The organism is Ruminococcoides intestinale, from assembly GCF_040095935.1.
Classification (GTDB): Bacteria; Bacillota; Clostridia; order Oscillospirales; family Acutalibacteraceae; genus Ruminococcoides; species Ruminococcoides intestinale.
The window spans coordinates 1-21201 of record NZ_JBBMFQ010000006.1; the positions used below are offsets into that span (position 1 = coordinate 1).

General features: G+C 40.9%; 15 protein-coding genes and 1 tRNA gene. 10 read left to right on the top strand and 6 right to left on the bottom strand.

Annotation, left to right across the window (positions count from 1 at the left end; genetic code table 11):
* The first annotated feature begins 1 nt into the window (after position 1).
* The 3 genes from WMO31_RS09265 (at position 2) to WMO31_RS09275 (ending at position 2028) form a co-directional block, all read left to right on the top strand.
* Positions 2-77, top strand: a tRNA-Asn gene (locus WMO31_RS09265).
* Positions 78-316: 239 nt separating this feature from the next.
* A complete protein-coding gene (locus tag WMO31_RS09270; protein WP_367999580.1) occupies positions 317-1294 on the top strand; it encodes an O-acetyl-ADP-ribose deacetylase in 978 nt (325 codons plus the stop codon).
* 89 nt (positions 1295-1383) lie between these two features.
* Entirely contained in the window at positions 1384-2028 is a 645-nt protein-coding gene (locus tag WMO31_RS09275; protein ID WP_367999581.1) for a vWA domain-containing protein, read from the top strand.
* Positions 2029-2081: 53 nt separating this feature from the next.
* Here WMO31_RS09275 and WMO31_RS09280 read toward each other — a convergent pair whose 3' ends face one another.
* From WMO31_RS09280 to htpG, 4 genes are all read right to left on the bottom strand, one after another.
* Positions 2082-3449, bottom strand: coding sequence for a glycosyltransferase family 39 protein (locus WMO31_RS09280; protein ID WP_367999582.1), 1368 nt, complete (start codon positions 3447-3449; stop codon positions 2082-2084).
* A 171-nt stretch (positions 3450-3620) separates the two neighbouring features.
* Positions 3621-4112 (bottom strand): hypothetical protein, encoded by a 492-nt coding sequence (locus WMO31_RS09285; protein WP_367999583.1) that lies wholly within the window; start codon positions 4110-4112, stop codon positions 3621-3623.
* Between the two features lie 17 nt (positions 4113-4129).
* A complete protein-coding gene (locus WMO31_RS09290; RefSeq protein WP_117839225.1) occupies positions 4130-6112 on the bottom strand; it encodes a fructose-1,6-bisphosphatase in 1983 nt (660 codons plus the stop codon).
* Positions 6113-6350: 238 nt separating this feature from the next.
* A complete protein-coding gene (htpG, locus tag WMO31_RS09295) occupies positions 6351-8231 on the bottom strand; it encodes a molecular chaperone HtpG (RefSeq protein ID WP_021883495.1) in 1881 nt (626 codons plus the stop codon).
* 245 nt (positions 8232-8476) lie between these two features.
* On the opposite strand from htpG, the gene WMO31_RS09300 reads away from it, so the two are divergent.
* The 7 genes from WMO31_RS09300 to WMO31_RS09330 all read left to right on the top strand — a co-directional run bounded on the left by WMO31_RS09300 (position 8477) and on the right by WMO31_RS09330 (position 18039).
* The gene (locus tag WMO31_RS09300) at positions 8477-10573 is read left to right on the top strand and encodes an LTA synthase family protein (protein ID WP_367999584.1); all 2097 of its coding nucleotides are present in this window, start codon (positions 8477-8479) and stop codon (positions 10571-10573) included.
* 144 nt (positions 10574-10717) lie between these two features.
* Entirely contained in the window at positions 10718-11995 is a 1278-nt protein-coding gene (locus WMO31_RS09305) for a transglutaminase domain-containing protein (protein ID WP_303829341.1), read from the top strand.
* Positions 11996-12142: 147 nt separating this feature from the next.
* Positions 12143-13405: a transglutaminase domain-containing protein gene (locus tag WMO31_RS09310; protein ID WP_367999585.1), complete on the top strand. Its 1263-nt coding sequence runs from the start codon at positions 12143-12145 to the stop codon at positions 13403-13405.
* Between the two features lie 113 nt (positions 13406-13518).
* On the top strand, positions 13519-14280 hold the full coding sequence (locus tag WMO31_RS09315) for a dihydroorotate dehydrogenase electron transfer subunit (protein WP_367999586.1): 762 nt from the start codon (positions 13519-13521) through the stop codon (positions 14278-14280).
* On the top strand, positions 14273-15184 hold the full coding sequence (locus tag WMO31_RS09320; protein WP_367999587.1) for a dihydroorotate dehydrogenase: 912 nt from the start codon (positions 14273-14275) through the stop codon (positions 15182-15184). The genes WMO31_RS09315 and WMO31_RS09320 overlap by 8 nt, the downstream gene beginning before the upstream one ends.
* Positions 15185-15239: 55 nt before the next feature.
* A complete protein-coding gene (locus WMO31_RS09325; RefSeq protein ID WP_367999588.1) occupies positions 15240-15944 on the top strand; it encodes a DUF421 domain-containing protein in 705 nt (234 codons plus the stop codon).
* Positions 15945-16134: 190 nt separating this feature from the next.
* Positions 16135-18039: a glycoside hydrolase family 31 protein gene (locus tag WMO31_RS09330; protein WP_367999589.1), complete on the top strand. Its 1905-nt coding sequence runs from the start codon at positions 16135-16137 to the stop codon at positions 18037-18039.
* A 155-nt stretch (positions 18040-18194) separates the two neighbouring features.
* On the opposite strand, the gene WMO31_RS09335 is transcribed toward WMO31_RS09330, so the two are convergent.
* Both WMO31_RS09335 and WMO31_RS09340 read right to left on the bottom strand, forming a co-directional pair.
* Positions 18195-19037: a helix-turn-helix domain-containing protein gene (locus WMO31_RS09335; RefSeq protein ID WP_278418968.1), complete on the bottom strand. Its 843-nt coding sequence runs from the start codon at positions 19035-19037 to the stop codon at positions 18195-18197.
* Between the two features lie 164 nt (positions 19038-19201).
* Positions 19202-20704 (bottom strand): phosphohexomutase domain-containing protein, encoded by a 1503-nt coding sequence (locus tag WMO31_RS09340; RefSeq protein WP_367999590.1) that lies wholly within the window; start codon positions 20702-20704, stop codon positions 19202-19204.
* Positions 20705-21201: the final 497 nt, after the last annotated feature.

The following is a 21201-nucleotide window of genomic DNA, read 5'->3' on the forward strand; positions in this document are numbered from 1 at the left end:
TTCCTCCATAGCTCAGTCGGTAGAGCGCATGACTGTTAATCATGATGTCACTGGTTCGAGCCCAGTTGGGGGAGCCACTACAGAGTAGTCTTTTGACTACTCTGTTTTTTTATCGGCTCAATGTCAATAGTTGGGGTAACCCGAAAAAACAAAATATATGAGAATTACAAGCGGCAACGAATTAAGCTGTCGCTTGTTTTGTTGTTAAAATGCAAACCATACTATTTAATTTTGCATTGAATTTAATTGAGAGGTGCTATATAATTAATATCAGAGTAATAAAACATTAAAATTCTGAATTTAAAGGGTGATTATTATGCCGTTGCAGATTGTTCGGAATGATATAACTAAGATGAAATGTGACGCAATTGTTAATGCGGCAAACAGTTCGTTGCTTGGCGGAGGCGGTGTTGACGGTGCGATTCACCGTGCGGCGGGGCACGAATTGCTTAATGAATGCAGAAAACTTGGCGGTTGCAGAACGGGTGAGGCGAAAATTACGGGTGCGTACAAACTGCCCTGCAAGTATGTTATTCACACGGTCGGCCCTGTATGGCAAGGCGGAAATTATCATGAGGAAGAACTGCTTTCGTCATGTTATCGTAACTCGTTGCAGCTTGCAAAGACTTATGAATGCGAATCGGTTGCCTTTCCTTTGATTTCATCGGGTGTTTACGGCTATCCGAAAGAACAGGCATTACAGGTGGCAATCAACGAAATCTGTAAATTTCTTGCAGACAACGATATGCTCGTTTATATTGTTGTGTTTGACAAAGACGGATTCCGTGTCAGCAAAAAGCTTGTTCGTGATATTGCCGAATACATTGACGAACACTATGTTGAAACGAACTATTCCGACAACCGCAGTCGTGGATTATCCCGTCTTTTAAGACAGCCGGAGACTTATCCAATGCAAACCGCAGCTTTGAATTTAGCTGATGTTGTAAATCAGCTTGATGAAAGCTTTTCTCAGATGCTTTTGCGTAAAATTGACGAAAAAGGTCTTACGGATTCTCAGTGTTATAAAAAGGCGAATGTTGACCGCAAGCTGTTTTCTAAAATAAGAAACAATGTCAACTATAAACCTAAGAAAACTACCGCAATTGCCTTTGCCGTTGCACTTGAACTGTCGCTTGATGAAACTAAAGAAATGCTCCAAAAGGCCGGCTATGCACTTTCGCACTCGAATAAATTTGATGTTATCATTGAATATTTTATTCAAAAGGGCGAGTATGATATTTTTACTGTAAACGAGGCTTTATTTGAATTTGACCAAGTTTTGTTGGGTCAGTAAATGTCGCATTTCAGGCGACCATATGTTATCCCGAAAGTTATATGATTAAGTCAAGATAAAAAACTTAATTACTTTTGGAGGTAACAACTATGAAAAACAACATTACAGAGTTGGTATTCATTCTTGACATAAGCGGTTCAATGTCAGGACTTGAACAGGACACAATCGGCGGATTTAATTCGCTTATTGAAAAGCAACGCAGACAGAACGGCAAGTGCTATGTTTCAACCGTATTGTTTGATCACGAAACCGAGGTTCTTCACGACAGGGTTGAATTGTCTGAAATTTCAAAAATGACTGAAAACGATTATACGGTTCGTGGCTCAACTGCACTCATTGACGCTATCGGCGGTGCAATTCATCACATTGGCAACATTCATAAGTATGCAAGAGAAGAAGATGTTCCCGAACACACCTTGTTTGTGATAATGACCGACGGAATGGAGAACGCAAGCCGTATCTATTCAAGCAATAAGGTCAAGAAAATGATTGAGCGTCAGAAAAATCGCTACGGCTGGGAATTTCTTTTTATCGGAGCTAACATTGATTCTGTTGAAACCGCTAAGCATTTTGGAATCAATTCCGACCGCTCCGTTAATTATCACGCTGACGGTCAGGGTACAGCTGTTGTTTTTGACGCAGTATCGAAAACCGTGTGCAATTTCAGAAAAAGCAGACCGCTTTCATCGTCTTGGAGTGATGAGATAGACAAGGACTACGAAAGCAGAAAATAAGAGGCAAATTAGTTTTAATTTCTGCATTTATACCATAAACAAAAGACCTATATTTACTTTAGAATAAGTAAATATAGGTCAAATTTATTGAAGTCACATTGGAAAGAATCAATCTTTTTATACTTGAAATTACTTTTAATGCATTTTGGCATTTTTGTGAGTTCATTTTTTACAAACCAAATTTTATGATTTGGGTCAACTTTGTCTGCAATTTCATTTTTGTTTATATATTCAACATTTTCAAATGCCTCAAACCAGTTTTCTTTGTAGGTGCAAAGGTGGGTGTTGTTCGGATAATAATACGACATAATTCCGAATGCACTGTCGCAGTAAACAAAAGTGTCTGATTCTGACTGTTGAGAACTGAATCTTTCACGAAAATTTGTCATTGACGGATTATATTCAAACAATCCTGTTGCAACAAGACAGCCGATATTTACAACGCAAAGCAGGGTGCATATTACTTTGCTCGGCTTTGGTTTTATATCTTTTACGCCGAAAGCAACGAGAATTGCAAAGATACCGAGAATTACAACGCTGTATCTTGCAATGTAAAACGGGCGTATAAAAACGGTTACGAACAACCCGATTATTTGAATCCCCATAACGCAGACATCTGCGAAAATTACACACAATTTTCGGTTGCTCTTTTTCATAAGAACAAGTGCAGATACTGCTATGCCCGATATGAATACAATTACAGACAACGGTTCAACTCCGCTGAGCCAAAAATTACTTGAGGCTGATTTTGTTTGATTTAAAAGAGGAATTATCCAAAATGAATATCCTGCCACCATAATAAGGTCTGCAATAATAACACGCTTGAACAAATTTCTGTCTTTAATGAGCAGATATATATTTGCAAAAGCAAAGATAATTGCAACTGCAAGAAGTGCGTAGATGTGATTGTATGCAGCCCCAAGTCCTGCTATAGCAAATAAAATGCAGTGATGAAACTTTTTGTTTGCTATAAAAAGCAGGGACTCAATAAAGCATAATGTAACAAAAAATATGCTCCATGAGTATGACCTTTGCTGAACGCTGAAATAGAGCATCATTGGCACAGCTCCGACAGTCAGCATATAAATTATTGATGTTTTACTGCCGTAGTGCTTTTTTATGATTGTGCATCCCAAAAACAGCGTTGCAATGTAACCGATTGCCGAAAATATTTTTGTTGCTGTTATTGAGTATCCAAAGATGCAACAAAATGTTTTCAGCGACAAAAAATACAGCGGTGGGTGCATATCGGATTTCAGAATATTGATTATGTCTGAATAATTGTGCTGAATCAGCGACAGCGTGTACGCCTCGTCAAACCATATATTGTCATTAAATATAAGTGTCAGGGAAAACAATGACAAAACGGCAAATATGATATATACCGTATGATTTGCTCTGACTTTTAATTTGTGCATCATAATATCTCCGTTTCTGAGTTTATAGGATAATTTTACCATTACAGGGCTATAAATTCAAGATTAACGGAAAACGGTCTGTCTGTGATAAGTGTTTTACACACCTGAAAAGGGCGCTGACCGGTAGCATGGGCTTATAGCCCTAGAGCAAACCACCCGTTGGACGGGTGGTTTTTATTGCATAATTATATTGTCTTTGAAAAATTCCTCAATAAAATTCTTCATTTTCTTATATTGTCGATTAAGCTTTGTGAATATTAAAATCCACACACCTGCAAACAGTAATATCGGAACAATTGAGAATATCAGCGATGCTAAGTTTTCATTACAAAAATAATCGTATATTGAAAGACCTGCCAAAAACAGCACGAAAATCATAAAAGGTATCGGTAAAAGCAGATATTTCAATGATTTCATTTTTAATGTCAGAACCGAGCCGTTTGCTGAGTTTTCAACAGTTCCGTCAAAATCGGGAGATTGGTTGTCAGGTCCGCCAAATGGGTGATTTTTTGAAAGATGAATTGTGAATTTGTTCGCAAAAAAATTGCCTGCAATTTTTGGTGTATCGGGTTTTGTATTGCCCAAAGCCTTTATTCTTAAAGCGTTAGAAACCTGATTGGCAGAAATGTTCATTTTGTAGGAAAATGATTTAATGCAGTTGAACATAACAATTCTCCTTTAAATTACTGTTCTTTCAGAACACCGTTGCGGTAGGCGCAGAGGAGCATTGAAAGTCCTTCAATGCGGTTACGGATTGTCTGACCGTCATCGGTTTGTGCAACACGGATTCGGTTTTCCGAGGTGTCAAAAACTTTTGTTGTTGAGAGAATGTCCTTGTTTGATTTGATTGCGTTGTCAATTCCCGCAAAGGGTTCGTGGGTGACAATTCGCATACCGTAGGAATTATAGACAAGAGTGTAGCCCGCCGTGCCTGTTTTGTCCTGATATGCTCTGCAAAATCCGCCGTCAATCACAATCAGCTTGCCGTTAGCCTTTATCGGACTTTCGCCCTTTTTGCGGATAACGGGAACATGACCGTTGATTATGTGACCGTGATTTTCCGAAAGACCGAATTCTTTCAAAATCTTCACGCAGGCGTCTTCATCGTGATAGAGCGTGTAGTAATGGTTGCGTGTTTCCGTGTGAGTTTCGGAATCGTCAATAAAGAAACGCTCAAACGAACACATCTTTTCTCTGCCGAAAAGCGGTGAATGTTTTCCGCACCAGAGATACCACATATAGTCGTTGCCTTTTTGCCTTTCGGGAGAATTTTCGGGGGCAGAGTGTCCCTGACGAACAATCTTTTCAAGCTCATCAAGCAATGCTTTTCCCGAAAGCACACAGTTGCCCGTGTCAAATTCCATAAAACTGCCGTCCTTATTCATCGGAATACAGCCGTGGAGCAAAAGATTGTTGTTGCAACACTTGTACATTCCGCCCTTGGCAAACAGAAAATCAATGTGTCTTTTCAGCTTTTCACTTGCCATAAAGGCATTTTTAAGCTGTTCCATAACCCGTTTTTCCGTCTTTGTCAGTTCATATGGATAGTCATGGTCAACTGTGGGGAAGAAGGTGTCGGAAATCGGATACTTCTTTTCGCCGACAGTTACGGTCGCATTTTCAAAATCAATCTTGTCAAGCAATCGCCTGTCGCTCATATTAAAGTTAGGATTGCGGCTGACAAGCTGACCTTCAAGCTTAAAGAGAATAACGGCAATCGCCTTGTGCATATCGGCAACAAGCAACGGATCGTTTGAGGTGTAGGGCGAATCCGCAAAAGGACCTTTCGGCATAAAGCGTTCAACATTTCCGCCGCCGTAAACATCCTTTGCAAAAAGCGAGAGGTCACGCAGACTTATTCCGTAGCCGACCTCGATTGTGTCAAGATTGCCGTATGAAAATGCGTTGTTAAGTGCAGCGGCAATGCAAGCCATACTGCCCGATGCCGCACCCATCCAAAGAATATCGTGATTGCCCCACTGAATGTCAACACCGTGGTGCATCATAAGGTCGTCAAGCACAATGTCAGGTCTTGCACCTCTATCGAAAATGTCGCCGACAATGTGGAGCTTGTCAACAATAAGTCTTTTTATCGTGTCACAAAGCGAGAGTATGAAAACATCGGCTTGTCCTGCCTCAATAATTGTGTGCAGAATATTTTCGTGGTAGGTTTCACGGTCTTTTTTGCCGGAATCACCGAACATAAGCTCCTCAATGATGTAGGCATAATGCTTTGGCAGAGTTTTACGAACCTTGCTTCGTGTGTATTTTGAAGAAATGTGTCGGCAGATTGCAAGCAATCTTATGAGTGTTAATCTGTACCATTCTTCAATGTCGGTTATTTCGCTTTTGTAAACACTGAGTTTTTCCTTTGGATAATAAATCAGCGTTGCAAGCTCGGCACGCTGTTCGGATGTGAGAGTATTTGAAAAAAGGTCGTCAATCTTTTCTCTGATTGAACCCGATGCGTTGTTGAGAATATGTCTGAATGCCTCATGCTCACCATGAATATCGGAAAGAAAATGTTCGGTACCTTTTGGCAAATCAAGGATTGCGTGAAGATTAATCATCTCTGCCGCCGCCGACTGAATGTTCGGATATTGCTCCGAAAGTGCCTCAAGATAGAGAATATTTTCCTGCATTTGCTTTTCATCGTAATGTTTCATCAAGTCCGCCTCCGAAAAAACTTTTACTGAAATCAGTGTATCACAACGCAAAAATTATATCAATATTATTGCAAAAGATTTTGCGGAATTTTCTGCAAAAACAAAACACCCGATTTCCGTTTTGGTCGGAAATCGGGTATGAAATGTGAGAATGTATGTGTGATTTATGTAAAGGAGCGTACAATGCTCCTGCGGACGCCCAATGAGCGCCCTTACTGAATTGCGGAAATCGGTAAATTTACATAATTGAGCAGACAAGGTCTGTGTATTCGGACGGATTTTCAAGCGGAAGTCCTGCGATTAGAAGTGCCTGGCTGTAGAGAACCTCGGCATACTTCTTTGCTCTGTCAACATCGCTCTTGATAAATTCTTCCATCTTCTTAACGGCAGGATGTGAAAGGTTAAGCTCAAGCACACGCTGAGCCTTCATATTTGCATCAGGCTGAACTGAGTTAAAATACTTTTCCATTTCAAATGAAATGCCGCCCTTTGCCGTAAGGCAAACAGGATGTGAAACAAGTTTCTTTGATGCGGTAACCTCTGCAACCTTGTCACCGAGTGTTTCCTTAACAAATGTAAGAAGTGCGTCCTTGTTTTCTTCATCCTCTTTATTTTCCTCGGTTTCAATGCCGAGGTCATCGTTCATTGCCGAACAGAATTTCTTTTCCTTATATGTCATGAGTGACTGTAGAGTAAACTCGTCAATCTCCTCTGTGCAGTAAAGAATTTCGTAACCCTTTGAGCGGATAAGCTCTGTCTGCGGAAGTGTGTCGATTGCAGCGGCATTTTCGCCTGTTGCAAAGTAGATGAACTTCTGGTCTTCTTTCATTCTGTCAACATATTCCGAAAGCGTAACAAGCTTTTTCTCGCTTGAAGAATAGAACATAATAAGGTCCTGAAGTTCTTCCTTGTGCATACCGTAGTCCGAAACAACACCGTATTTAAGCTGTCTGCCGAATGCGTTGAAGAATTTTTCGTAATTCTCACGGTCATTCTGAAGCATTGAAGTAAGCTCGTTTTTAATCTTCTTTTCAATGTTCTGAGCAATTGTAATGAGGTGACGGTCATGCTGGAGCATTTCTCTTGAAATGTTGAGCGAAAGGTCTGCGCTGTCAACAATACCCTTTACAAAACGGAAGTGCTCGGGCAAAAGCTCTTCGCAGTTATCCATAATAAGCACACCGCTTGAATAAAGCTGAAGTCCCTTTTTGTATTCCTTTGTGTAGTAGTCATAAGGAGCAACAGACGGAATAAAGAGCAATGCCTTGTAGGTTACAACACCTTCAACAGAAGTTACGATAGTTTTAAGTGGCTTGTCCATAGCCATAAATTTTTCGCTGTAGAACTTGTCGTATTCTTCCTGAGTAACATCTTTCTTTCTTCTCTGCCAAAGAGGAATCATGCTGTTGAGTGTTACGGTTTCCGTATAATCCTCATATTCGGGCTTGTCGCTGTCCTTGGTTTCTTCCTTAACTCTGCTCTTTGTCATATCCATAACAATCGGGTAGCGGATGTAGTCGGAATACTTCTTGACAAGTCCCTGTATTCTGTACTGCTCAAGAAATTCGTCATAGTTTTCATCGTCTGTGTTATCCTTGATTTCAAGAATAATCTCTGTGCCGGCATTTTCCTTTTCAATCTCGCTGATTGTGTAGCCGTCTGCACCGCTTGACTGCCAGCAATATGCCGTATCCTCGCCGTACTTCTTTGTGTTTACGGTAATCTTCTTTGCAACCATAAATGCCGAGTAGAAACCAACACCGAACTGACCGATAATGTCAATGTCGTCCTGCTTTTCTTCCATGCTCTGCTTGAATTTGAGTGAGCCTGAGGATGCGATTGTGCCGAGGTTGTTTTCAAGGTCATCCTTGTTCATGCCGATACCGTTATCCGTGATTGTAAGAGTACGGCTTTCTTTGTCGGGCTTTAAAACGATTTTGAAATCGCCTCTGTCAAGACCGACCTTGTCATCGGTAAGAGAAATGAAGCAAAGCTTGTCGATAGCGTCGCTTGCATTTGAAATAATCTCACGAAGAAAAATTTCTTTGTGAGTATAAATTGAGTTAATCATAAGGTCGAGAAGTCTTTTTGACTCTGATTTAAACTGTTTCTTTGCCATAAAAATCTTCCTTTTCATAATAATACATAAATTAAGAAGCCTTGTTCAAAACCGCAATTTGCATAGCTTTTCACACAAGCCTCTCATTAAACTATAATTATACTACAAAAGGTCAACTGTTTCAATATATAAAAAGTCCGAATGTGTCATATAGGGCGAATTTTGGTTAAATTTGTCATTGCAATGGCGGCGTTTTCGTTTTATAATCTACTTAATAACTGCATTGAAAAAGAAAGGAGAATTAAATGACATATTCAGACGGTACAAACAGCGGATTTTCAAGAAGAAATCACTATGTGGGACAGCCTGCCGTAAAAGTCGGAACTTCAAATTTTGACTACTACAGAAAGCCTGAAAAAAGTCATGGCTTTGCAAAGAGAGTCGCATTTTTTGCGTACTTTCCGCTTTTGATTCTATGGCTTGAAACCGACCTTAAAATTGCGTCGGGATTTGATGTGCTCGGCGGTTTTGCTTTCACATTCCTGTTCACAATCGTGCTTTCGGCGGTACTTGTTTTGTTGTGTTCTTTTTCAAAACGCAGAGGGGTAAACAGAGGGATTGCAACCGTACTCACGGCTGTGCTGACGATATGGTACGGTGTGCAGATGATATACTATAATGTTTTCGGCACAATGGTTGTTGTAAGCAGCGTTACAAACGGCGGTGCAGGGCAGGCATTCAATTCAATTGATATGATTATGACTGCGATAACAAGCAGAATCGTGTTTGTTGTTTTACTTTTTGTTCCGCTTGCTTTCTTTATAATTTTCGGCGGAAAGCTGTTTGACTTTTCAAAAGTAAAGTTAAAGGGTAAGCTGATTGTACTTTTGATTGCGGTAGTTTTTCAGATCGGAACTGTCCTTGCGGTAGGCATTGACCGTGATTCTTCCGACACAAAGAGCAACTACAATCTTTATTACGGTGAATTGCAACAGGTTGCCGTGTGTGAACGCTACGGACTTTACACAATGCAAAGGCTTGACATCAGCCGCCTTATGTTCGGTTACAAAGCGAATATACGCACAAACAGCAAGCCGAAAAATAAAGAATCGACTGCCGATGAAATTACAAAAACAGAGCAGAAAGCTCAGATTATGAGTGCTGATTTTTCAAAGCTTACAAAGAATACAAATAATGATGAGTTAAAGTCGCTTTATGAATATTTTGACAGCGAAGAACCGAGCTATACCAACGAATACACGGGTATGTTCAAGGGCTACAACATAATTTTCATTACAGCCGAAAGCTTTTCGCAGTATGCAATTGACAAGGATCTGACTCCTACGCTCTACAAAATGTATAACGAGGGATTCCAATTTGAAAATTACTATTCGCCTGCGTGGGGTGTAAGCACAACTGACGGTGAATATGCAAATCTTACAGGCTTGATTCCAAAATCCGGTGTGTGGAGCTTTTCAAAGTCAGCCGAAAATAATGTCAGCTTCCCGTTCACTCTCGGTGAGCAGAGCAGAAAACTTGGTTACAAAACAGTTAACGCTTACCACAATCACACCTATGATTACTACGACAGGGACAAGTACCTTACAAATATCGGCTATGACTATTCTGCAATCGGAAAAGGTCTTGACCTCGGTGAAAATGTGTGGCCGAATTCCGACCTCAAGATGATGCAGAAAACTGTTGACGATTACATAAATTCCGACAGCTTCAGCGTTTATTATATGACGGTCAGCGGTCACGGCGGATATTCATACAACACCATGAGCGAACGCAACGCAGACCTTGTAAAAGACCTGAAATACAGCGATGAGGTCAAGGGCTATCTTGCCGCAAACATTGAGCTTGACAAGGCAATGGAATATCTTCTTGCAAGACTTGAAAAAGCAGGCAAGCTTGACAACACCCTTATTTGCCTTACGGACGACCATTATCCGTATTCGCTTGATGAATTTGACGGTGTGTCCGAACTTGCGGGTCACAAGGTTGACACAACCTTTGAACAGTACAAAAATGCATGGCTGTTGTGGAGCGGTTCAATGAAAGAGCCCGTCAAGGTTGACACATACTGTTCAAGCCTTGATATTCTGCCCACGATTTCAAATATGCTCGGTCTTGAATATGACAGCAGAATGTTGGCAGGTACGGATGTTTTCGGAAACAAAGAACCGTTCGTTGTGTTTGCCGACAGAAGCTGGATTTCCCAGAACGGAAAATACAATGCGTCAACAGGCGAATACACCGCTTTCAAGGGCGCAAAGGGCAAGGATGATATTGACGAACTCAATGACAGATGCAACAACCTCTTTACCGTTTCAAGAATGATTCTCGACAACAATGTTTATGCCGAGGTTTTCGGTGATACCCATGTTACGGGAAAGTAGTTTAATGCTCAAATTTGCATTGACTGCAAGGCGAAAATAAAGTAAAATAGAACATGACAAATCCATACGGCGACAGTCAGTTTTGACTGCTGCCGTATTCTGTATATTAAATAAATAATCCAAAACAAAAATTGAGATGATTCTTTGAAAATATATAAAACTGCCTTAGTTTGTTTAATGACCTGTGCGGTTGCATTTTTCGGCTGTTCGTGTTCATTGCTTGAGGATGATAACAACGAATCGAGTGTACCTGTAACTACTTCCGAAAAAAGCAGTACAAGTGTAAAAACAACATCTAAACCTAAACCGACAGAGCCGTGTGTGTATAATGAACCAAAAACAGATTATGCCTATAGCACACTTACTGATGATTATGTGAAAAAGCTGTACAATCAAATAAGTGATAATATTGATTCCGAATATGAACCGTCATTTTACGCTGAAGGGAATCTTAGTGAATATCAAATGACACAGGCTGTGGAAGCGTATAAAAATGACCACCCTGAAGTGTTCTGGCTTAAAAGTTACTATGAATACGAAAATTATGATTATGAAACAGGAATTTGGCTTACATATACTATGAGCGGTGATAAACTTGTTACTGCAAAAAAAGAGTTTAATACTGCAGTTGATACTATTTCCCAAAGTGTCCCTTATGGCACTGAATGTGAAAGAGAAGAATATATACATAATTATATAATTAATAATTGTGATTATGATGAGGAAGCGGCTGAATCTGAGGAGGTTCAGGGCAATGAAAACGATGCCTATGGTGTGTTTGTTGATGGTAAGGCAGTATGTGAGGGTTACTCAAAGGCATTTCAGATTTTGTGTAATAAGGCTGATATTGATTGCATACAACTTATGGGAATCGTTGACTCAGACAATCATGTATGGAATTGCGTGAAGATTGGCGGAGATTGGTATCAGATTGATGTTACTTGGGACGATGTTGATGATTTTATTTATGATTCACATGAGTACTTTAATCTTACCGACAGTCTTATGTATGAGGAGCACACGCTGTCTCCAAAATACTCGGAGATTGATGCAGAATCTTTTTTGAATTTGGAATCTTGGTGTAACTTCTATGTTCCAAAATGTACTGCTGAGAAATACAATTATCACAACTATTGTTATAATTATAAATATCCTACAGTATCTAATCTTGATGATTCCGATAATGTCAGCACAGCAATTGCAAAAGCGGCAAAGAACGGAGAAGAGTATTTCGTAGTTATAGTAGATGAAAATGTAAATTACGATGATGTGTATGATGAGGTGCGGAATGGATATATGTATGATTGGCTTACAAAGGCTAACCAAATTAACTCTGATTCACCAAAGTTGAATGATACTTGCAATATGCTTTATGATGAAAAGTCTAATTTGATAACATTTCAACTTGAATATATTAATTAAATGCTGCATGATTGATTATAACATTGACTGCAAGGCGAAAATAAAGTAAAATAGAACATGACAAATCCATACGGCGACAGTCAACTTTGGCTGCTGCCGTATTCCGTATACGGAATAAATAGTTTAAAATAAAATTGAGATGATTCTTTGAAAATATATAAAACTGCCTTAGTTTGTTTAATGACTTGTGCGGTTGCATTTTTCGGCTGTTCATGTTCGTTGACGGATGATTCCGAAAGCAGTGAACCAAAGAGAAGCTCTATCATAGAAAAATCCGTTACAACTCCGAGCGCACAAGATGTTGAAAACGACAAGGATTATGCAGATGTAAAAACCGATTATGCCTACGAGACGCTTACCGATGATTATGTAAAAGAACTGTATATGAGAATTGCAAAGAGCGTTGACACAGTGTATGCACCGAACATTACAACAACAGGCTCGCTTTCCGATTATCAGATTACACAAGCTGTTGAGGCATACAAAAACGACCACCCCGAAACTTTTTGGCTCAAGGGGTCAAGTCTTTTTGTTCCGTATGGTGACACAACAAGCGTAAAGCTTGATTATACTGTTCAAAATGATAAGCTTATAGCCGCCAAGAAAAAATTTGATACTGCCGTTACTTCTGCTTTGAAAAAACTACCTTCGGGAAATGATTTTGAAAGAGAAGAATACATTAACAACTATATAATTGAAAACTGCAAATATGATGATGCGGCGGCACAGACAGAGAATATTGAGGGCAACGAGAACGATTCCTACGGCGCCTTGGTTGACGGTAAAGCCGTGTGTGAGGGTTACGCAAGAGCCTTTCAGCTTTTGTGCAACAAGGCGAATATTGACTGCGTATTACTTTCGGGAACAGCCGATTCAGACAATCACGCATGGAACGGTGTAAAAATCAGCGGCGATTGGTACCAAATTGATGTTACATGGAATGATACCGACGGCGAAAATAATTATGCGGAAAACGATTATTTTAACCTAACCGATGACCTTATGTTCAAGGATCATAAGCTGTCATATAAGTATTCCGAGCTTAATTCACAAACTTATTTGAGCGTTGCTACATGGTGCAATTTTTATGTTCCAAAGTGTACGGCTGAAAAGTACAACTATTTTAACTATAAGTACCCGACTGTTTCGGATCCAGATAATGCCGATGATGTAAGCCAAGCTATTGCAAATGCTGCAAAAAACGGAGATGAATATTTCAGCATTGTTGTTGATAAGAACACCGATTTCAATTATATGTATGACAGGATGATGAATGACGGCTATCTTTATAACTGGGTTTCAGAGGCTAATGAGATTAACGGTTATTCACCAAGGCTTGCGGAAAGCTGTTATGTTTATCGCAAGGATGAGTTAGGTGTGCTGACTGTTGAACTTGAATATGTTGATTAACAGCGATGTGATGAGATGTTCACTTTTGTCCGCAATGCAGGGACACTCCGATTGGAAATTGATTTGTTATGAATTGATTTTATATAAATAAAGCTAACCAAAGGAATGATATTATGAAAAAGTATGATGTTCAGAAGTTTGAACTTTTGTCAAACGAACAGATTGCAGACGGCATTTTTGATATGAGGGTAAAAAATGACGAGCTTGCTCCGCTTGCAAAGTGTGGACAGTTTGCCCATGTTTATGTGCCTTCAAAAACTCTGCGCAGACCTATTTCGGTTTGTGACAGCGAAAACGGTGTTCTCCGCCTTGTTTATCAGGTAAAGGGTGAGGGAACAAAAATTATGTCCGAGATGAAAAATGGCGAAAGCGTTGATATTCTCGCTCCTCTCGGCAACGGCTTTAAGATTGAAAAAGGCAAGCGTTATTGCCTTATCGGCGGCGGTATAGGCGTTCCTCCGATGCTCTACACAGCAAAGCAGTGTGAAAATCCGCTTGTTATCACAGGCTTTAGAAACAAAGACCTTATTATTCTTCAGGACGATTTCAAGAAAGCCGGTGCAGAACTTGTGCTGACAACAGATGACGGAAGTGCGGGAATCCACGGCTTTGTAACAGATGTTCTCAAAGAAAAAATCTCAGAGGTTGACGAGGTTTGTGCATGCGGTCCTACCCCGATGCTCAAGGCTATTGCCGATGTTTGCAAAGAGGCAGGAAAGCCGTGTCAGATTTCTCTTGAGGAGAGAATGGCCTGCGGAATGGGCGCATGCCTTGTGTGCGCAGTAAAGGTAAGAAAAAACGGTGAAGAAATTATGCAGCATGTCTGCAAAAACGGCCCCGTATTCAATGCTGAGGAGGTAGTTTTCAATGGCTGATTTATCTGTAAAAGTTTGCGGAGTGGAATTTAACAATCCTCTCATTGCCGCATCGGGAACATTCGGTTTCGGTATGGAATATTCAGAGCTTTATCCCCTTGAAAAGCTCGGCGGTATTTCATGCAAGGGTATCACACTTACCCGCCGTGACGGCAACCCTGTTCCGAGAGTAGCCGAAACTCCTTCAGGCATTTTGAATGCAGTAGGACTTCAAAACCCCGGTGTTGATGTTTTTATCAATGAGGATTTGCCGTGGCTCAAAAAGCAGAATACGGTTATCATTGCAAACATTGCCGGCAACACTCCCGAAGATTATTGTGCAATGGCTGAAAAACTCAGCGAAACCGATGTTGATATGATTGAGCTCAACATCTCATGCCCTAATGTCAAGAGCGGCGGAGTACAGTTCGGCACAAGCTGTGAATCCGTAGGTGCAATTACTGCGGCTGTCAAAAAGTATTGCAAAAAACCGCTTATCGTAAAGCTCAGCCCAAATGTTACCGACATTGCATCAATCGCACAGTCGGCAGAGGCAAACGGTGCAGACGCAATTTCAATGATTAACACGCTCACAGGTATGCGTATCGACATCAACTCACGCAGACCGATTATCCGCAACAACACAGGCGGAATGAGCGGCCCTGCAGTTTTCCCTGTTGCAGTAAGAATGGTTTGGCAGGTTGCAAACGCAGTTAAAATTCCGATTATCGGTATGGGCGGTATCTCAAGCTGGCAGGATGCAATCGAGATGATGATGGCAGGCGCAACCGCACTTCAAATCGGTACTGTCCTTTTTACGGATCCGTATGCGCCTATTAAGATTGCCGACGGTATGAACGAATGGCTCGACAAAAACGGAATCAAGAGCGTTTCGGAAATCACAGGCACAGTTAAGCCTTGGTAATTTTGCGGAATAAAAAATAATTTAAAGTCCATAATAACCCTATCGGAGGGATATTATGGACTTTTTGCGTGCATTAATAACGGCGCCCGTTTCAATTACAGTATTGTTCCTGCTGTCAAAGTTTATCGGCAACAAGCAGATGTCAAGCCTTAATCTTTTTGACTACATCAACGGAATCACAATCGGTTCAATCGCAGCGGAGATGGCGACAACCGAAATGTCAGACTTTTGGGCGTGTCTTGTGGCACTCATTGTTTATGTAATAATTGTTATGCTTTGTTCGTGGCTTTCGCAAAAATCAACAATGTTACGAAGATTTTTAACAGGCAAGTCTATTGTGATTTTCGACAGAGGAAAGTTGTACAAAAAGAATTTTTCGGTTGCAAAAATTGATATAAACGAATTTCTTACACGAATGCGTGAAAAGGGATATTTCAGTCTTGATGATGTCGAAACGGTTTTTCTTGAACAGAACGGCGATTTGTCGGTTCTGCCAAAGGACAAAAAGCGCCCTGCAACTCCGGATGATTTAAAAATCATTGTTCACCAAACCAGACCCGAGTCTGTGGTTATTACGGACGGAAAAATTCTTGAGAAAAATCTTGCCGAATCGGGCTATAATCTTGAATGGCTCAAAAAACAGCTTGACAACAACCGCAAACGGCTCAAAGATGTTTTTCTCGGTGTGTGTGATGATACGGGAAACCTCAAGATTTACCAAGACGAAAAGTCTGAAAGCAAGAATGACATTTTTGACTGATAAAGCGTAAAAGAATAAAATTTGCACCTTTACAGGCTCGTAAAGGTGCTTTTTTAATGTGCAAAAATAAATTTTACCATTGCAATAATCAAAATTAATGTTATACTAAAATTGCAAGTGCGTGTCGGCAAGATTTTGCAGAACGCTTTGAAAAAAATCGGAAAATTTTAATAAAGAAGGAAGTGCTTTAATGATTAAAAAGTTTACATCGGGCAACCCGATTGATACGCAGGCTGTTGTTGAAAAATTTAATGCTCTGCCTATTGCGGAATTTCCGCTCGGCGGCAAGTTTGAGAACGGAAATTTTGTCTTTGAATTTGATATGGCAGACAGCGACATCGTCTACGGTCTCGGCGAAGCTCCGAGAGGAATCAACAAGCGTGGTTGGGTGTATAACAGTTTTTGCAGTGATGACCCGTTCCACACCGAAACAAAGTCATCCCTCTATGCCGCTCACAATTTCCTTATGTTCAGCGGTTCAAAAACTTTTGGTATTTTTATCGACTTCCCGTCAAAAATCCGTTGGGACATCGGCTACACAACCACAAACAAAACCGTTATCACAATTGACGGCACGGATTTTGATATTTATTACATTGACGGCACAAAGCCGCTTGAAATCGTAAAAGAGTTCAGAAAATCAATCGGCACAAGCTATGTTCCGCCGTTTTGGGCATTCGGCTATCAGCAGAGCCGTTGGAGCTATCACAATGCCGAAGCTGTTGACGCTGTTGTTGACGGTTACAACAAGGCAGGGATTCCGCTTGACTGCGTATATCTCGACATCGACTATATGGAGCGTTACAAGGACTTTACTGTTGATGATGAAAAATTTCCGAATTTCAAGGACTATGTTTCAAAGAAAAGGGAAGAAGGAATCCACCTCATTCCGATTATTGATGCGGGCGTAAAAAAAGAGAACGGCTACGATATCTATGAAGAGGGCAGAAAGAACGGATACTTCTGCAAAAACGAGGACGGCACGGATTTTGAGGGCGGTGTATGGCCCGGTATCGTTGGCTTTCCCGATTTTCTCCGACCGGATGTAAGAAAGTGGTTCGGCTCAAAATATAAAATTCTTACAGATATGGGAATTGACGGTTTCTGGAACGATATGAACGAGCCAGCAATTTTCTATTCGGTAAAAGGACTTAACAAAGCACTTGACAAGGCGGCTTCTCTCAAAGGGCAGAACCTTGACCTTTCAAAATTCTTTGAGCTCAAGGACACATTCGCAGGTCTTTCAAACAGTCCCGAGGATTATTCAAGCATTTACCATACAGTTGACGGCAAACAGGTTTGCCATGATCAGGTTCACAACATTTACGGCGCTAATATGACAAAGGCAGCCGGCGAATATTTTGCGGAGGAGTTCGGTAAAGAAAAAATTCTTATGTTCTCCCGTGCGTCATATGTAGGCGCTCACCGTTCAAGCGGTATCTGGTTCGGCGATAACCACTCTTGGTGGTCGCACATTCTTCTTGACCTCAAAATGCTCCCGTCGGCAAATATGTGCGGCTTTCTGTACTGCGGTGCAGATCTCGGAGGCTTTAACGAAAACGCAACCCGTGACCTTGTTCTTCGTTTTCTTGCACTCGGTGTGTTTACTCCGCTTATGCGTAACCATGCCGCTCTCGGCACAAGAAATCAGGAGTGCTACAGCTTTGAAAACAGCGATGATTTCAAGGATATTGTTGAGGTTCGTTACAGACTTATTCCGTACCTTTACAGAACATTCAAAAAGGCAAGCGAAGAAAACGATATGATTTTCAGACCGCTCTCGTTTGATTATCCCGATGATAAAATTGCCCGTGAATGTGAAACACAGCTTATGCTCGGTGACGAGTGCATGATTTGTCCTGTATATGAGCAGAATGTAGGTGGAAGATATGTTTATCTCCCCGAGAACATGACTTTTGTAAAACTCAGCGGTACAAGCATTACGACAGAAAAAATGAGCAAGGGTACTCATTATATTGAGGTTGCTCTCAATGAAGTTCCGCTCTTTATCAAAGACGGCAGGCAGATTGAACTCTGCAAGCCCGCAATGAGAACTTCACAGCTCGACACAACAGACACAGTTATGATTCCGTAAAATTTTATTTGTACAATTATCTGTTTGCACAATCTATGGGCGAATACTATGTCAACAACATGGTTTACACTTTATACAAGGACATAGTTTACAGCAAAATCAAACACGGCAGTTGATAAAAAACTGCCGTGTTTTTGTTTATCTTTAATTCAGTTTTAATCGTCAGAACTTTTTCTTTCGCTTTTGAAAAGCTTGCAGATTTCATAATAAATCGGAATTGTTAAAAATGCAATCCAACCAAATGACCAACCGCCGCAGATGTCGAGAAATCCGAAAAACATATACACAATAACGACAAGCAGGGGATAAGCAAAATGACTCGGCTTGCGTTTGTAGATTGCGTCAACAAGTGTGTAATAGAGAGGAATTGTCAGAAAGCATACCCAGCTGAGTACCCAACCGAGCAATACTCCGCTGAATCCCCAAACGAGGAATCCGATAACGGCAATCAACCAAAACGGAAAGTGTTTCCAAAAGCGGTGCGACTTTGAATGTTTATGCTCTTCAATGCTTTCGTCATACATAACATTTCCGTTTTCGTCTGTATAGACTTTTGTTTTGCCGTTTTCTTCAACATGAATTCCGTTCCAGCCGACATCAACCTTTGTACCGTCTTTATCTTTAACATGGATTCCGTCCCTGAAATTAAGGTGAACAGAATCACCGTCCTTTGAGTCAACATGGATTCCGTGTTTGAACGAAACCTTGTCTGATTTTTTGTATGTTGTGTCGCTGTCGGGATTATTTTCGGCATTATTTTCGGGTTCTTCCGACTGTGTTTCGCTTTCGGTTTCTTTTTCGCCTTTAAGCAATTCATCAAGCGAAACACCGTAGATATCGGCAAGAAGAATAAGATTATCCGTGTCGGGCGATGCCTCTGCACGCTCCCATTTTGACACAGCCTGACGGCTTACACCTATTTTTGCGGCAAGCTCCTCCTGGCTTAGATTCATCTTTTTTCTGTACTGCAAAAGTCTGTTGGCAGTTTCAATGTTCATAAAATTTCCTCCTCAAATATTGCTTTAGGGTTTTACCTTGTGAGAAAATTATATCGGTTGCCTGCCCAAAAAAACAATACATTTCGGGTTCCATTGTCGCAACTCTCGGTTGCAACCCGTAGTTGCGACAATAAAAATCAATAAAATCGCAAAATATTCCAATATCAGAGGTCAAGACCTGTTGTAGTCTTTAAAAATTCACCAAGCTTGTCGCAGATGATTTTTACACCGCCCTCGCTGTCACTTTCAACATTGAGCGGCATAATCGGATCGTGTACCGAAAGTCTGAGCAAGAACCAGCCGTCACCGTTATCCTTGTCAAACGAAACTCTGACGCCCTCACGGTTATCATCGGCAACACACCAGCCGTCCTGCTCCTCGGCATACTTTGTAAGGTCGGAAATAATTTTTTCACCGCAGGCTCTGAAATCTTTTTCAAGAATTTTGTATCTGATTTCTGTGCTTTCAAGCGGTTCTTTGAGTGAGGCGGTAAGCTCGTCAAGCTCCTTGCCCTCTTTTCTCATCTGAGCGGCCTTGATAATAATTTTTGTGCAGAGATATGCACCGTCATCAAGAAAGTAGTTTTCACGCATTGCGGCATGTCCCGATGTTTCGATTGCAAGAGGGCAGTTTATGCCCTGAGCGTTGAGCTCAAGAGCCTTGTCGATAACATTCTTATAGCCTCTGCGATAGCGGTAATGCTTTCCGCCGAGGTCATTTTCAATAAACTGTTTAAGACCGCTTGATGTGATTGAGTCTGTAACAATCATACCGCCGTCATTGCCCTCAAGAGCAATTGCCGCCGCAACGGCTACAAGTCTGTTTCGGTTGATTTCGTTGCCCTTGCTGTCAACAGCACCGCCACGGTCAACATCTGTATCAAAGATTACGCCGAGGTCTGCGCCGGATTCCCTGACAGCCTCACAGATTGAATCCATTGCCTCTTTAGCCTCGGGATTCGGCACATGATTCGGGAACATTCCGTCAGGTTCAAGATAACGGCTGCCTGTTGTGTCTGCTCCGAGAACAGAAAGCACCTTGTCGGCATAAAATCCGCCTGCACCGTTGCCTGCGTCAACAACAATCTTAAAGCCCTTGAGCGGATGCTCGTAATCTTCTGCATTAACTTCATTCTTAATCTTCTCGCAAAGTCCCTTTGCGTAGTCGCTCATATAGTCAACATCCGTAATATTTCCGCCGTTGCTTTCTTCGGGATGTTCACCGTTTTGTGCGTAGAGAAGAATTTCCTCAATGTCACTGCCCTCAAGACCGCCCTCACGGGTGAAAAATTTAAGACCGTTTCTGTTGAACGGATGGTGACTTGCGGTAATCTGAAGAGCACCGTCACATCCGAGGTCAACGGTTGTCATAAACATTGACGGAGTTGACGCAAGCTGACAGCAGAGAACTTCTGCACCGCAACGCTTAAAACGCTCGGTTGTGATTTCCATTATATGCGGTCCCGAAATACGGCTGTCACGACCGACAGAGATTTTGAGCTCGCTCGGTTTTTTTGAAACTTTTTTAGAAAGCCAAAGCACAAAGCCGTCTGCCATATCGGCAACAACATCGTCGGTAAGGTTTACACTTTGTCCCTCAACACCCTCGCTTGCAACTCCTCGTATGTCTGTTCCGCTTTTGAACTGTTTGTAAAAATCGTTAAGCATTTCATGATTCCTTTCTTATTTGTATGATTGCTTTTATTGAAAATTTAATTCGGAGCAATCCTGAATCCTTTTTGATATCAGCCTTCATAACATAGATTATAACTTAAAATGAGCAAAATCTCAATATGCCTGTTAAATTAAGTTTGTAAAAAACAGCAGTTATATAATGTCGAAAAAGAAATAAGTTGTTGAATTTACACAATCAAATGTTATGCTTGTGTTAAAACTATATTTCTATAAAAGCAAATACAAAGCATATTGCACAAAAAATACGATAACTAATTGTGCATAACTGATACCTAAATGTATTTGTGAACAAAAATTAATCGCTAAAATTGTTGACTTTTCCGAATGTTTGACTATAATAATAATTGTCAAGTAAATAGTCCGCTTGACTATCGGCTGATTTCCAATTAGCCTTACTCGAGTAAAATTGAATTATCACATAGTCGATAAATTGATCATGATTTTGCCAAATGGTAAATGGCGCACGAAAA

Bases quoted from the DNA above. Each gene is read 5' to 3' on its own strand.
- WMO31_RS09270 (WP_367999580.1), top strand. From the start codon at position 317: ATGCCGTTGCAGATTGTTCGGAATGATATAACTAAGATGAAATGTGAC.
- WMO31_RS09275 (WP_367999581.1), top strand. From the start codon at position 1,384: ATGAAAAACAACATTACAGAGTTGGTATTCATTCTTGACATAAGCGGT.
- WMO31_RS09280 (WP_367999582.1), bottom strand. From the start codon at position 3,449: ATGATGCACAAATTAAAAGTCAGAGCAAATCATACGGTATATATCATA.
- WMO31_RS09285 (WP_367999583.1), bottom strand. From the start codon at position 4,112: ATGTTCAACTGCATTAAATCATTTTCCTACAAAATGAACATTTCTGCC.
- WMO31_RS09290 (WP_117839225.1), bottom strand. From the start codon at position 6,112: ATGAAACATTACGATGAAAAGCAAATGCAGGAAAATATTCTCTATCTT.
- htpG (WP_021883495.1), bottom strand. From the start codon at position 8,231: ATGGCAAAGAAACAGTTTAAATCAGAGTCAAAAAGACTTCTCGACCTT.
- WMO31_RS09300 (WP_367999584.1), top strand. From the start codon at position 8,477: ATGACATATTCAGACGGTACAAACAGCGGATTTTCAAGAAGAAATCAC.
- WMO31_RS09315 (WP_367999586.1), top strand. From the start codon at position 13,519: ATGAAAAAGTATGATGTTCAGAAGTTTGAACTTTTGTCAAACGAACAG.
- WMO31_RS09320 (WP_367999587.1), top strand. From the start codon at position 14,273: ATGGCTGATTTATCTGTAAAAGTTTGCGGAGTGGAATTTAACAATCCT.
- WMO31_RS09325 (WP_367999588.1), top strand. From the start codon at position 15,240: ATGGACTTTTTGCGTGCATTAATAACGGCGCCCGTTTCAATTACAGTA.
- WMO31_RS09330 (WP_367999589.1), top strand. From the start codon at position 16,135: ATGATTAAAAAGTTTACATCGGGCAACCCGATTGATACGCAGGCTGTT.
- WMO31_RS09335 (WP_278418968.1), bottom strand. From the start codon at position 19,037: ATGAACATTGAAACTGCCAACAGACTTTTGCAGTACAGAAAAAAGATG.
- WMO31_RS09340 (WP_367999590.1), bottom strand. From the start codon at position 20,704: ATGCTTAACGATTTTTACAAACAGTTCAAAAGCGGAACAGACATACGA.